The sequence below is a fragment of the Paenibacillus sp. FSL M8-0212 genome (assembly GCF_038004645.1).
GTDB lineage: Bacteria > Bacillota > Bacilli > Paenibacillales > Paenibacillaceae > Paenibacillus.
The window spans coordinates 796,974-809,966 of the sequence record NZ_JBBORP010000001.1 but is presented as its reverse complement, the minus strand read 5'-3'; the positions used below and the strand labels follow the sequence as shown (position 1 = coordinate 809,966).

General features: G+C 47.2%; 13 protein-coding genes. 11 read left to right on the top strand and 2 right to left on the bottom strand.

Translation table 11 applies throughout. The annotated features are described in order from the left end of the window. The first annotated feature begins 22 nt into the window (after positions 1-22). Positions 23-916 (top strand): formyltetrahydrofolate deformylase, encoded by an 894-nt coding sequence (gene purU / locus MKX68_RS03770; RefSeq protein ID WP_017689986.1) that lies wholly within the window; start codon positions 23-25, stop codon positions 914-916. A gap of 74 nt (positions 917-990) precedes the next feature. On the opposite strand, the gene MKX68_RS03765 is transcribed toward purU, so the two are convergent. Then, the gene (locus tag MKX68_RS03765; RefSeq protein WP_340909239.1) at positions 991-1,470 is read right to left on the bottom strand and encodes a hypothetical protein; all 480 of its coding nucleotides are present in this window, start codon (positions 1,468-1,470) and stop codon (positions 991-993) included. A 434-nt stretch (positions 1,471-1,904) separates the two neighbouring features. On the opposite strand from MKX68_RS03765, the gene tkt reads away from it, so the two are divergent. From tkt to MKX68_RS03740, 5 genes are all read left to right on the top strand, one after another. Further along, positions 1,905-3,947, top strand: a complete 2,043-nt coding sequence (gene tkt, locus MKX68_RS03760) for a transketolase (RefSeq protein ID WP_253431915.1) — start codon at positions 1,905-1,907, stop codon at positions 3,945-3,947. Positions 3,948-4,280: 333 nt separating this feature from the next. Further along, a complete protein-coding gene (ppnP, locus tag MKX68_RS03755; RefSeq protein WP_017689983.1) occupies positions 4,281-4,598 on the top strand; it encodes a pyrimidine/purine nucleoside phosphorylase in 318 nt (105 codons plus the stop codon). Between the two features lie 236 nt (positions 4,599-4,834). Next, positions 4,835-6,190, top strand: coding sequence for a glucose-6-phosphate isomerase (locus MKX68_RS03750; RefSeq protein ID WP_017689982.1), 1,356 nt, complete (start codon positions 4,835-4,837; stop codon positions 6,188-6,190). Positions 6,191-6,368: 178 nt separating this feature from the next. Then, positions 6,369-7,001: a YigZ family protein gene (locus tag MKX68_RS03745; protein ID WP_036669098.1), complete on the top strand. Its 633-nt coding sequence runs from the start codon at positions 6,369-6,371 to the stop codon at positions 6,999-7,001. Between the two features lie 5 nt (positions 7,002-7,006). Continuing rightward, on the top strand, positions 7,007-7,609 hold the full coding sequence (locus MKX68_RS03740; RefSeq protein WP_017689980.1) for a TetR/AcrR family transcriptional regulator: 603 nt from the start codon (positions 7,007-7,009) through the stop codon (positions 7,607-7,609). Positions 7,610-7,798: 189 nt separating this feature from the next. Here MKX68_RS03740 and MKX68_RS03735 read toward each other — a convergent pair whose 3' ends face one another. Beyond that, positions 7,799-8,200 carry a secondary thiamine-phosphate synthase enzyme YjbQ gene (locus MKX68_RS03735; RefSeq protein ID WP_091033577.1) on the bottom strand — a complete coding sequence of 134 codons (402 nt, stop codon included), beginning with the start codon at positions 8,198-8,200 and terminating at the stop codon, positions 7,799-7,801. 346 nt (positions 8,201-8,546) lie between these two features. Between MKX68_RS03735 and cysT the strand changes: the two genes are divergently transcribed. The 5 genes from cysT (at position 8,547) to MKX68_RS03710 (ending at position 12,916) form a co-directional block, all read left to right on the top strand. Further along, entirely contained in the window at positions 8,547-9,362 is an 816-nt protein-coding gene (gene cysT, locus MKX68_RS03730) for a sulfate ABC transporter permease subunit CysT (protein ID WP_017689978.1), read from the top strand. Then, on the top strand, positions 9,359-10,156 hold the full coding sequence (locus tag MKX68_RS03725; protein ID WP_340909229.1) for a sulfate ABC transporter permease subunit: 798 nt from the start codon (positions 9,359-9,361) through the stop codon (positions 10,154-10,156). The genes cysT and MKX68_RS03725 overlap by 4 nt, the downstream gene beginning before the upstream one ends. Before the next feature lies 1 nt (position 10,157). Next, a complete protein-coding gene (locus MKX68_RS03720) occupies positions 10,158-11,222 on the top strand; it encodes a sulfate/molybdate ABC transporter ATP-binding protein (RefSeq protein WP_036610770.1) in 1,065 nt (354 codons plus the stop codon). Positions 11,223-11,247: 25 nt separating this feature from the next. Continuing rightward, positions 11,248-12,312, top strand: a complete 1,065-nt coding sequence (locus MKX68_RS03715; RefSeq protein ID WP_340909226.1) for a sulfate ABC transporter substrate-binding protein — start codon at positions 11,248-11,250, stop codon at positions 12,310-12,312. A gap of 157 nt (positions 12,313-12,469) precedes the next feature. After that, complete coding sequence (locus tag MKX68_RS03710) at positions 12,470-12,916, top strand: hypothetical protein (protein WP_340909225.1); 447 nt, start codon at positions 12,470-12,472, stop codon at positions 12,914-12,916. Positions 12,917-12,993 lie beyond the last annotated feature (77 nt).

Here is a 12,993-nt window from a genome sequence, read left to right as displayed (position 1 = left end):
TTGAAGGAGGAAGAATAACCCGATGGAGATCCACGCTAAACAAGTACGCCCTGATTCTAAAAACCGCGCCGATCGTGCGCGCATGCTTATTTCCTGTCCGGATGGTCCAGGAATTGTAGCTGCCGTCTCTCACTTCTTGCACCAGCATGGTGCAAACATTGTTCAGTCGGACCAGTACACCATGGACCCTGCTGGCGGCATGTTCTTTATGCGAATTGAGTTTGATCTTCCGCAATTGTTGGTCAATTTACCGAAACTGGAAGCTGATTTTGCAGAAGTAGCAAGCCGTTTTCAGATGGAATGGACGTTATCTGCGGTTAGCCGCAAGAAGAAACTGGCTATCTTTGTATCCAAAGAAGATCATTGTCTGGTTGAATTGTTGTGGCAATGGCAGGCAGGCGACCTGGATGCCGATATTGCGCTTGTGGTCAGCAACCATCTGGACATGAAGGACTATGTAGAATCATTTGGCATTCCATATCATCATATTCCGGTTACAGCAGATACCAAGAAAGAAGCAGAACAGCGTCAACTGGACGTCATTGGCAATGATGTGGATGTGATTATTCTGGCTCGTTACATGCAGATCATCTCTCCCATGTTCATTGAGCACTACCGTAATCGAATCATTAATATCCACCATTCGTTCCTGCCAGCCTTTGTGGGTGGTAAACCGTATGCGCAGGCGTACAACCGTGGTGTCAAAATTATCGGTGCGACAGCGCACTATGTTACGGAAGAACTGGATGGCGGCCCGATTATTGAACAGGATGTGCAGCGTGTAAGCCACGGGGACGATGTAACCGAGCTGAAGCGTATTGGACGTACCATTGAGCGGGTTGTGCTTGCACGTGCCGTGAAATGGCATGTCGAAGACCGTGTTCTTGTTCACGAAAATAAAACCGTTGTATTTTAAGCTCATGCTTTAATACTGTGCAAGGTTGATTCGGAACCACGTAATAGACTAACAAAAAGGCGACCCCAATTCGTTTACGAAGCGGGAGTCGCTTTTTTTGCATTCATAATATACTTTCCGCACAAGCCAAGCACAATACCAAACAGCAGATGTCCTACAATCCAGTAGAAGATGGCGGACACATCGTACAGATCTGGGACACGTGGTGACAATTGAGAGAGTGGAATGTAGAGCAGGGATGAAGCGGCACCGAGCAAGAATCCTTTGAACATGGGACGCCCTGTGCGCCGTATCCACCACAGATAGAAGATGCCAATCACAACGGAAATAACTAGATGCAGAGAAAATTCAATCAATTCGGGTAAGGTTGGCGGAAGACCAGGTACAAAATCAATATTCAGCAGCAGGGTATATACTTGTTCACCTGTGTTGGCCTGAATCACTTTAAGGAAAAATCCCAGGAGAACTCCCGAGAGAACCCCCGTTAAAATACCGGATATCCAGGGTAATGAGTATTTTACCGATGTTGATGGGTGAGCCGCAGGATCTGGCATGATCGCAACCTCCTATGATTGACGTATGTACATCTGAAAAGTAAACCATAGCCCAACTTTCGAATCCATATTCAGGAACATTATATGTGAATTGAGGATGAATATCTAAAAAATGCATGGTTTTCAGGTTAAAGGTTATACTTCATGCGATGGATTTGTGAGGCTCCTTAAGTCTGCTTTTGGAATTTAGTACCTTTTAAAGTACGATTTTTGCTTGATTGGCCAAGGATTATTCATCACAAACAATCGATTTTTCATGAACTTCTCAAAGAAGGTTATGGAAAAGCTTCACGCCAAGTGATACAATACAAAAGTGAATAAGTCAAAATGAAACACTCAAGCGGATTCACTTATTGTGAAATTCGGTTTGCTTGTATGATGAGAGGGATTCGCTTGCGCACCCGACTTATCTAAAGACATGAGGAGGACAAACCATGACTGACAAGAACGAAGCGATTCAAAAGGACGAGAACAGCACGATCGACAACCTGTCGATTACTACCGTACGTACTTTGGCGATTGATGCAATTGAGAAGGCAAATTCCGGACATCCGGGTATGCCTATGGGCTCCGCTCCAATGGGGTACCAACTTTTTGCAAAAACGATGACTCATAACCCGGACCACCCAACTTGGGTTAACCGGGACCGTTTTGTCCTGTCTGCAGGACATGGCTCCATGTTGCTGTACAGCTTGCTGCACCTGAGCGGATATGATCTTCCAATGGAAGAACTGAAACAGTTCCGTCAATGGGGAAGCAAAACACCGGGTCACCCGGAATTCGGACATACTGCAGGTGTTGATGCAACTACCGGCCCACTGGGTCAAGGTATTGCAATGGCTGTAGGTATGGCGATGGCTGAAGCTCAACTGGGCGCAACATACAATAAAGACAAATTCAACGTAGTTGATCACTATACTTACGCAATCTGTGGTGATGGTGACTTGATGGAAGGCGTATCTCATGAATCAGCTTCCCTGGCTGGACGTTTGCACCTGGGCAAACTGATCATGTTGTTCGACTCCAATGACATCACGTTGGATGGTAAATTGGATCTGTCTTCTTCTGAAAGCATCGCTAAGCGTTTTGAAGCTTATGGCTGGCAAGTGCTGCGCGTTGAAGATGGTAACGATCTGCCTGCAATCGAAAAAGCAATTCAGGAAGGTCAAGCAGATACACTGCGTCCTACACTGATCGAAGTTAAAACGGTTATCGGTTATGGTAGCCCGAACAAACAAGGTAAAGGCGGCCACGGCGGTACTCACGGATCTCCACTGGGTGCAGACGAAGCCAAATTGACTAAAGAGTATTACAAATGGGTTTACGAAGAAAACTTCCACGTACCAGCTGAAGTTCGCGATCACTTTGCACAAGTGAAAGATCGTGGTATCTCTGCTAACAAAGCGTGGGACGAGAAATTTGCCGAGTACAAAAAAGCTTTCCCTGAGCTGGCAGCTCAATTCGAAACAGCGATTAACGGCGACCTTCCAGAAGGCTGGGACCGTGATCTTCCTAAATATGCAGCAACAGACAAAGCTCTTTCCACTCGTGTAGCATCCGGTAACGCTTTGAACGGTCTGGCGCACAACGTGCCACAACTGACAGGTGGATCTGCTGACTTGGAAAGCTCCACAATGACTCACTTGAACAACCTGGAGAACTTCACACCTGAAGATTACTCCGGCCGTAACATCTACTTCGGTATCCGTGAATTCGGTATGGCTGGAGCAATGAACGGTATGGCACTGCACAGCGGTGTGAAAGTATTCGGAGGTACGTTCTTCGTATTTACCGATTACCTGCGTCCGGCTGTTCGTCTGGCTGCCCTGATGGGATTGCCTGTAACGTATGTTCTGACTCACGACAGTATCGCTGTTGGTGAAGACGGTCCTACGCACGAACCGATCGAGCAATTGGCATCCCTGCGTATCATTCCTAACCTGACGGTTATTCGTCCGGCTGACGGTAATGAAACTTCGGCTGCTTGGGCTTACGCGCTTGAGAACAAGAGCAACCCGGTTGCACTCGTACTCACTCGTCAAAACCTGCCGATCCTCGAAGGTACCGTTGAAGGTTCACGTGAGAACGTGAAACGTGGTGCTTATGTTGTCTCTGATGCAAAAGATGGCAAAGCGGTAGCACAAATCATCGCTACAGGTTCTGAAGTGCAATTGGCTGTTAAAGCTCAAGCAGCACTTGCAGAACAAGGCATCCAAGTTCGCGTAATCAGCATGCCAAGCTGGGATCTGTTCGAGAAACAAGACAAAGCTTATAAAGAGTCCGTTCTTCTTCCGGATGTTAAAGCTCGTCTTGCAATTGAAATGGCTTATCCAATGGGCTGGGAGAAATATGTTGGCGATCAAGGTGACATTCTCGGAATCAGCACATTCGGTGCTTCCGCGCCTGGCGACCGTGTTATCCAAGAGTATGGCTTTACAGTGGACAACGTGGTTAGCCGCGTAAAAGCATTGCTGTAATAGAGGTTGTTCAAAAAGTCTGCTTTTGATTACGAAGGATGCCTCACGGCATCATCAGCGTCGAATATGGGATTCAGCCGAAATGTCCGTTGCTCACGTAGTTTTCTCCTACGCTCCGCTACTCCATTTCTAACTTCATCCCATCTTCTCGGTACTGAAAACCTGACTTTTTGAATACGCAATTAGCTTCATAAGCGCTGCTATGGTTGAGAGGGCATTATGCTGTCCTGATCCATGGCAGCAAGTTATTTCCGCAGAACATGGGCGGTGAGTCGTTATCGCCCTGATCTGTTTTGCCTTTTGTTTTCATTAACTTCAGGGGAGCGGGTACGCATGTCACAATTCGATCAAGTCAGTGTAGTGAAAGAGGCCAACATTTATTATGATGGTCAGGTAACCAGCAGAACGGTTATTTTGGGGGATGGCAGCAAAGTGACTCTGGGCATCATGCTTCCAGGCAGTTATGAGTTCGGTACGGATTCTCGTGAAATTATGGAGATTCTGTCCGGAGATCTGAAAGTATTGCTTCCCGGAGAAGAAGAGTGGCAAGAGATTCAAGGTCAAGCTACGTTCCACGTGCCTGCCGAATCCAAATTTAAACTGGAGATACGCAGCGTTACTGACTACGTCTGCTCGTACCCGGCGGAATAACATAAGAAGGGTAAGCAGAACCGCAACCTGCGGATTCGGTTTACCCTTTTTACTTCTTGAATTCTAACGACAAAGTTCGAGCTGCAAGCTTGTCAGCCCCGTGGATTTGAAGTATCCTTAAGGCAAGTTGTTTAGAATGGAATACGGACATAATATAAGAGGTTGTTCAAAAAGTCCGCTTTTGATTACAAAGTTTGAACACGCACTATAATCGAAATCAGGAGGTTTTTGAGATCATGGCTAAAAAAGTGACATTTGACTATAGCACGGCATTGCAATTTGTAAATCAGCACGAAGTGGATTATTTCGCAGAACCGATTCGTCTGGCTCACGAGCAGCTTCACAACGGAACAGGAACAGGCTCCGATTATCTGGGCTGGATTGACCTGCCAACAGCTTATGACAAAGAAGAATTTGCCCGCATTCAAAAAGCGGCTGCCAAAATCCAAAGCGATTCCGAAGTACTGATTGTTATCGGTATCGGTGGATCATACCTGGGTGCACGTGCAGCGATTGAAATGTTGACACATTCTTTCTATAACAATCTGCCAAAAGACAAACGCAAAACGCCTGAAATCTATTTTGCAGGAAACAATATCAGTTCCACATATGTAACTCATTTGCTGGATCTGGTTGAAGGTAAAGATTTCTCCGTAAATGTAATTTCCAAATCCGGTACAACAACAGAGCCAGCAATTGCATTCCGTATCTTCCGTGCAGCACTGGAAGAGAAATACGGTAAAGAAGAAGCACGCAAACGCATCTATGCTACAACAGACAAAGCGCGCGGTGCACTGAAAGAACTGGCAAATGCAGAAGGATACGAATCTTTCATTATCCCTGATGATGTTGGTGGACGTTACTCCGTTCTGACAGCTGTAGGTTTGCTGCCAATCGCAGCAGCGGGTATCAGCATCGAAGAAATGATGCAAGGTGCGGCTGATGCATCCAAAGAATACAGCAACCCGAACGTAGCAGAGAATGAGGCTTATCAATATGCTGCTGTTCGTAACGCTTTGTATCGCAAAGGCAAAGGCACGGAGATTCTTGTAAACTATGAGCCTTCCCTGCACTTCGTGTCCGAGTGGTGGAAACAACTGTTTGGAGAGAGTGAAGGTAAAGACTACAAAGGAATCTATCCAGCATCTGTTGATTTCTCTACAGATTTGCACTCCATGGGTCAATTCATCCAGGAAGGTAGCCGGAATATCTTCGAAACTGTTATCCAGGTTACTGAAGTTGCTGAGCATATCTCAATCAAATCTGATCCGGACGATCTGGATGGTTTGAACTTCCTTGAAGGCAAAACTATGGACTTTGTTAACAAAAAAGCGTTCCAAGGAACACTGCTTGCACATACAGATGGTCAAGTACCAAACCTGATTGTGAACATTCCAGATATGACTCCATATTCTTTCGGATATCTGGTATACTTCTTTGAAAAAGCATGCGGTATCAGTGGCTACTTGCTGGGCGTCAATCCATTTGACCAACCAGGCGTGGAAGCTTACAAGAAAAATATGTTCGCATTGCTGGGCAAACCAGGCTTTGAAGAAGAGAAAGCAGCGCTCGAAGCGAGACTTTCCGAATAATTCATCGGTCTGCTCATATAGTTGAATAAGGTAATGTAAATCTAACCGGGAATCACTGTTCAAGTAAGATGCAGGGTTTCCCCGGATGTAGATAACCAGGGCAGTTCGTCCGCGTTCGCGCGGTGAACTGCTTTCTTGTAAAATGGACTCAGGAAAAGATCAGAAAGTTGGATTTAGGATGATTGAACGTTATCGCACGGTTCGAGGACCGGGCAATCTGGAAATTGTAATCAAGAAGTCGCGATTTATCGGTCATATTATGCCGGTCACGACAGAGGAAGAAGCTGTTGCTTTTATTGATGAGATCAAGAAAAAACATTGGAATGCGACTCACAACTGCTCTGCGTACATGATTGGGGAGCGGGATGAGATCCAGAAGCAATCCGATGACGGGGAACCCAGCGGAACAGCAGGGAAACCCATTCTTGAAGTGATCAAAAATCAGAAATTAAAAAATGTGGCAATTGTAGTTACGCGATACTTTGGGGGAATTATGCTTGGAGCCGGTGGGTTAATTCGTGCTTATACGGATGGTGCTGTAGCAGCCATTGAAGCCGGAGAAGCCATTACCAACGTGCTGCATCGTGAAGTGTTTGTTGAACTGGATTATACGTGGCTGGGTAAAGTGGAAAATGAGTTAAGAAGCCGGGAAGTCCGTACAGGTGAAACTGGATTCACCGATAAGGTTACGTTGACTTGTCTTCCGCCGGATAGTGAAACCGAGGCATTTATAGCCTGGATCACGGATTTGACGCAAGGGCAATCCCGGATCACGGAGGGACAGCGGCTTTATTTTATTGAAGGGGAATAAAATATATGGCTAGAAGAGCAGTCGAACAGGAGTTGTCGAGGGAGCGGATACTGGAGGCGGCGAGGCACCTTTTTATTACCAAAGGATACCGCGCCATTTCGATGCGAAGCATCGGCCAGCATCTGGGCTATAGTCATGGGTCGCTGTATTATCACTTTAAGGAAAAGGCAGAGCTGTTCTATGCCATCGTGGTTGAAGATTTTAATCATCTGGGGCATTTGCTGCTGCAAGCTATGGTCAGGCCGGTTCGTGATGATGTGAGCAAGGTAGAGCACATTATGATGGAGTTTATTCGCTTTGGCCTGGAGAATCCATACCAATACGAAATCATGTTTATGATCAGGGACGAAGAACTGTTGTCTTATTGTCGTACCGAACAGGGACGTTGCTTCGAATTGTTTGCATCGATTATAAGGCAGTATATGAATGAAGAGAACTGTACGGAAGAGGATATTCAAAGAGTACCGCGTACGCTATTTTTGGCTATGCACGGATTCATTTCTTATTACATTCAGGACCGTTTAACGTTTGTGGAGATTGAATCGTCTGCGCTGTCTCATGTCAAAGTGCTGTGCCGCAATCTGGGTCAGCAGCCTGGCGTCCAATAATGGCGCTATTGTTGCACCCCTACACTTCAGGGCGGTGATTTGTCATAACTTTAATTCTTTATAACGTTATCTCGCGAAAGTTAATATGCGCAGCAGACCAAGTCAGGCGGCTCCGACCCGAAATGAGGGTGGACCGCCTGTTTGTGTTTGCAAAAATGAATGAGTAGGTGGCAGGTCTAATGGACCCAACTAGCCTTCCATAATTTTGAGAAAATATTCCCGCTCACGTGGTCCATCGAATTCGCAAAAGTAAATGCCTTGCCAGCGGCCAAGCAGCAGCCTGCCTTCGTGAATAATCACTGTCTGTGATGGCCCTGTTGTAATGGATTTGAGGTGAGAGGCTGTATTGCCTTCGGCATGTCGATACTCGGGATGCTCCCAAGGGTACACTTCGTCCAGGCGCAACAAGACATCGTGTTTCACATCCGGGTCTGCATTTTCATTGATGGCTATACCGGCCGTCGTATGTGGACAGTAGATGAGCACCGTCCCATTCTGCACCCCGCTACGCTGGACAACCTGCTTCACGTCCCATGTGATATCCTTCATTTCATCTCGTGTGGAAGTGGATATATTCTTCGTATATAACATGTTAAATCACTCCTTAGGATCTCATTTCTTACCCTCGATTGTACCTTAACCACTACATACCAAACAAACCACATATGCAAGGTGAAAGAGCAAATCGCATGATAACGGAGAGGACAGAAATAACCTGAAGGGATTTTATTAATTGATCTCGGATGTGCCCCAATTTTATTCAATAAAAGCATTGACGATTAGCACTGCAAACTGGTAAAGTATCAGAAAAGCAAAACCAAGTAGACTAATGGGAATAATATTAAAGCAATATCATCCAACTTAGGAAAAATGTCGTATTGAAGCCAGGAAGACTGCCGACCGGAGTTAAAGCCGGAGGCTGGGAGGGAACGCAGCAATGAATACCGTTCTTCGTCATAAGGGATGGACTTGGGGATTTCGCAGTACCGTGTTGTTATATTTTATCGTACTTATTGTACTTCCAATCATCGGTGTGTACGTCAATTCCTTCTCCGAAGGATGGAGCAACTTTGTTCAGAGCATTATGGACCCCATCGCGTGGAAAGCCGTACTGCTCACCATTCGGCTGGCCGTCATTGCCACGCTGATTAATGTGGTTTTGGGCACGATGATCGCCTGGGTGTTAACAAGGTATCGCTTTGTGGGCCGATCGTTTCTAAATAGTCTGGTTGATCTCCCGTTTGCACTGCCAACAGCGGTGGGCGGCTTGATGATTATGCTGCTTTTGGGTCCGGTCAGTGCCATCGGGAAACTGGCAGAATCCATGGGATTTGAGATTGTGTTTCATCAGCCCGCCATTGTTATAGCGATGACCTTTGTCACGTTTCCGTTTGTTATCCGTGCAGTGCAGCCTTTGCTGGAAGAAATTGATCCTTCCGAGGAAGAGGCCTCTTATACAATGGGGGCATCCAAGGCTCGCACGTTCATGCAGGTTATTCTGCCGTCCATGGCACCTGGCATGATCAGTGGGGGGATGCTTGCTTTCTCCAGAGGACTGGCTGAATTCGGGGCTGTTGTGCTGGTGGCTGGTAACATTCCAGGAAGAACACTGACCGCTTCCGTATTTATCTACGGGGAGATTGAAAGTGATAATCCAACGGGAGCTGCTGCTGTATCCGTGTTGCTCCTGACGCTCTCCTTCCTGATCCTCTGGCTGATCAATCTGGTGCAGATGCGGGGGAGAAGACGATGAGACGACTGTTAATTGGACTGACGTTTGCGGTATTTATTGTACTGCTGATTATCCCGCTTGGACGAATTTTTATTGGCGCATTTGAAGACGGGGCAGGTGGATTCCTGAAAGGGTTAATACGCCCTGAGGCGTTACATGCCTTGATGATGACCGGACTGGTTGTCCTGGTGGTCACCTTGTTAAATACATTGTTTGGCATCATGATGGCTCTGTATCTGGTTCGTGCCGGATGGCTGAGTGAACGGATAAAAGGGCTGCTGAACAGCATTGTAGACCTGCCTTATGCCGTATCTCCTGTCATTGGCGGTTTGATGATTGTGTTGATGTTGGGACCTAACAGCATTATGGGTGCTTTTTTTGAAGGGATTGGATTCAATGTGGTCTATGCCTTCCCGGGTATGGTGATCGCAACGTTATTTGTTACCTTTCCACTGATGGTCAGAGAGGTTATGCCTGTCCTGCAGGAACTCGGTTCTCAGCAAGAGGAGGCCGCATCTACACTTGGCGCCTACGGCTGGAGAACGTTCTGGAGTGTGACATGGCCTTCGATCCGCTGGGCGGTAGTGTATGGTCTAGTCTTGACGGTTGCGCGCTCGCTTGGGGAATTCGGTGCAGTGCTGGTTGTATCCGGTAATATTATGAACAAAACGCAGACAGCAACAACCCTGGTGTATCAGGATGTTGAGAATTTTAATGTAGCTGCCGCAAATGGTGTGGCATTGGTGCTGGTCACCTTCTCCGTCGGGCTGCTGCTCATGATGGAATGGGCCAAGAAGCGAAAGGAAGTGCATTGATATGCATGTAGAAGTCCGTGATCTGAACAAACATTTCGGTGATTTTCATGCGGTAAAAGATGTCTCATTCGATATTGCCAAAGGCCATCTGATCGGTCTGCTTGGACCCAGCGGAGGCGGGAAGACGTCCATTCTGCGGATGCTTGCGGGTCTGGAGAATCCGGGTTCCGGAGAGATTCGCTTTCACGGAAAAGTCGTGAACCATTTGCCTCCACAGGAGCGGGGCATCGGATTTGTATTCCAGAACTATGCCTTGTTCAAACATATGACGGTATTTGAGAATATTGCTTTTGGACTTAAGGTCAAAAAGACACCGAAAGCCCAGATTCGTGATCGGGTGATGGAACTTGTTGAACTGACTGGGTTAAAGGGTTTCGAACAGCGCTATCCACATCAGTTGTCTGGTGGGCAGCGTCAGCGTGTGGCTTTTGCCAGAGCACTCGCCCCGGAGCCACAGCTGTTATTGCTGGATGAACCGTTCGCGGCTATTGATGCGAAGATCCGTCAGGAACTGCGTTCATGGTTACGGGAGCTAATCGAGCGAGTGGGAATCACTTCGATCTTTGTAACGCATGACCAGGATGAAGCAATTGAAGTCGCGGACGAAATTATGATTATCAGCCAGGGTCGTCTGGAACAGAAGGGCACACCTTGGGATATCTACAAAAACCCGCAGACACCGTTTGTCGCTACATTTATCGGGGAGTCTACAGTTGTGGAGGATGCTTCCCAGCTGAAAGGATTCGAACATGCCGTTGAGGGTGAACATACCAAAGCGCTTATTCGACCGGAGTATATTGAGATCGGCTTGAAAAACGAGTTCACCATGTTGTCTGCAACGGAAAAAGGTACAGTCAAACATCTTCATTTCCGCGGCAGTGAATGGATGGTAGAGGTGGACGTACAGGGGCACAAATTAATTACCTATCGTTCCCTGGAGAAAACGACATTGGAGATTGGTCAACAGATTCGCGTCCTTGTACACCGTGCATACCTGTTCAATGACTCAAACAGTTGGGTGGTTGAGAACCGACTGAAGGAAGATCCGATGCCGGTGATGATTTAGATCAAGTGGAAGAAGGGGGCTGCCCATGCAGACGAGGAAGAAAAAAGCCATACTCTTATATGTTGCCCTCATGCTTCTGCTCGTCTGCATGACCGCTGGATGCAGCAAGCAGGAGGAGTCAAGCGAACAGAACGAGTCCGCTGGTAACGATTCATCCAATACGCTGGTGATTGGTGCCTATAGTGTAGCGAAAGATGCTGTAGGCGAATTGCTGCCCAAGTTCCAGGAGGAGTGGAAGGCGAAGACTGGACAGACAATTAACTTCCAGGAATCCTATGAAGCTTCGGGTACACAGGCCAGAGCCATCGTTGGTGGATTCGAGGCTGATGTGGCCTTGCTCGCGATGGAGAGTGATATCGAGAAGCTGGTCAAAGCCGATCTGGTTAGCTCCGATTGGAAACAGACCCCTAATGAGGGCATGATCACCCGTTCGATTGTTGTTCTGGGTACAAGAGCAGGCAACCCGCTCGGAATTCATGATTTTCAGGATTTAACCAAGCCGGGAGTGAAGGTGCTCTACCCTAATCCAAAGACATCCGGGGGCGCACAATGGGACATTAATGCCATCTACGGTGCTGGATTGAAACTGTCGGAGGAGCAAGAGGGGAAGAAAGATCCTGCCGCAGCCAAGGCTTTTCTCGAACAGGTACATCGTAACGTTGAATCATTGGACAAGAGTGGGCGTTCTTCGATGGCGGCATTCGAATATGGTGTGGGTGATGTAATCGTCACGTATGAAAATGAATTGCTTGCCCGGATTGCCAAAGGTGTAGATTATGACATCGTCATTCCGAAAAATACGATCCTGATTGAGAACCCGGCAGTTGTGGTGAATAAATATGCCGATAAACATGGGAATCGTGAACTGGCAGAAGCCTTTATCGCATATCTGCGTACACCAGAAGCACAGCGCATTTTTGCCAAGCATGGTTTTCGTTCAGTAGATCCGGATGTATTTGCACAGACCGAGTCGACATTCCCAACGCCTGAAGGATTATTTGATATCAACTATCTGGGTGGATGGGATGAGGTACGCAGTACGTTGTACTCCAAACGCGGCGTGTGGTATCAGGTGCTTGCGGGATTATGAGTATTGCTGATGTAATCGAATAGGTGACCGAACATGTGGAAGCTAAACCTTCATTTCAATGGAAGTAGAGATGGAGGTTTTTTACTGCCAAAAGGTTATAATAGAGGTATACTGAATCATGATTGTTACATAGTACTAGCAGGAAGGTGTGAGTTGGATGAGTGCAGAGATCAAATTATCCCAAAGTACAGCGATTCGACTGGAGCAGGCCCGCGGTAAGGGGATGCTTGAGGAAGAACTTTTAAAAGCCATTCAAGCCAAAGACATTTCCGCTTTTGACGCCGTGTCTGAAGAGGAATACCGATATAACGAATTTTTCTCCTATGCGGACGAGCATGGTGAAAATCTGGAGGCAGCAGTGAAAGACGGCTACCGGATTACTTTTAACACGCGTGGTGGGCTCGGAATCTGGTTGGAAAAGGCCTTTAAGGTGCAGCCGGAGAAAGACTTCACGGTGGGTGAAGGTATCGTAACCGGATTACAGTTGAAACCGGAACAGGCAGAAGTGCTGGCGAAACGGCTTGCGTCGAACTGGGTGATTACGGATTCGAAGGATGTACCCGCAGGCCGGGAACTGACATTGAAGCTGCGAGCACTGGTATAGTTCCAGCGCCGAGTGGATGTGACTTGAATTAATCGGTCGTGGCCTGTGAAAAAGGTAAGGCCTGCTCTTCATATGGG

Coding starts and splice junctions, on each gene's coding strand:
- cysT (WP_017689978.1), top strand. CDS start 8,547: ATGAATACCGTTCTTCGTCATAAGGGATGGACTTGGGGATTTCGCAGT.
- purU (WP_017689986.1), top strand. CDS start 23: ATGGAGATCCACGCTAAACAAGTACGCCCTGATTCTAAAAACCGCGCC.
- MKX68_RS03750 (WP_017689982.1), top strand. CDS start 4,835: ATGGCTAAAAAAGTGACATTTGACTATAGCACGGCATTGCAATTTGTA.
- MKX68_RS03745 (WP_036669098.1), top strand. CDS start 6,369: ATGATTGAACGTTATCGCACGGTTCGAGGACCGGGCAATCTGGAAATT.
- MKX68_RS03735 (WP_091033577.1), bottom strand. CDS start 8,200: ATGTTATATACGAAGAATATATCCACTTCCACACGAGATGAAATGAAG.
- MKX68_RS03740 (WP_017689980.1), top strand. CDS start 7,007: ATGGCTAGAAGAGCAGTCGAACAGGAGTTGTCGAGGGAGCGGATACTG.
- MKX68_RS03765 (WP_340909239.1), bottom strand. CDS start 1,470: ATGCCAGATCCTGCGGCTCACCCATCAACATCGGTAAAATACTCATTA.
- MKX68_RS03720 (WP_036610770.1), top strand. CDS start 10,158: ATGCATGTAGAAGTCCGTGATCTGAACAAACATTTCGGTGATTTTCAT.
- MKX68_RS03715 (WP_340909226.1), top strand. CDS start 11,248: ATGCAGACGAGGAAGAAAAAAGCCATACTCTTATATGTTGCCCTCATG.
- ppnP (WP_017689983.1), top strand. CDS start 4,281: ATGTCACAATTCGATCAAGTCAGTGTAGTGAAAGAGGCCAACATTTAT.
- MKX68_RS03710 (WP_340909225.1), top strand. CDS start 12,470: ATGAGTGCAGAGATCAAATTATCCCAAAGTACAGCGATTCGACTGGAG.
- MKX68_RS03725 (WP_340909229.1), top strand. CDS start 9,359: ATGAGACGACTGTTAATTGGACTGACGTTTGCGGTATTTATTGTACTG.
- tkt (WP_253431915.1), top strand. CDS start 1,905: ATGACTGACAAGAACGAAGCGATTCAAAAGGACGAGAACAGCACGATC.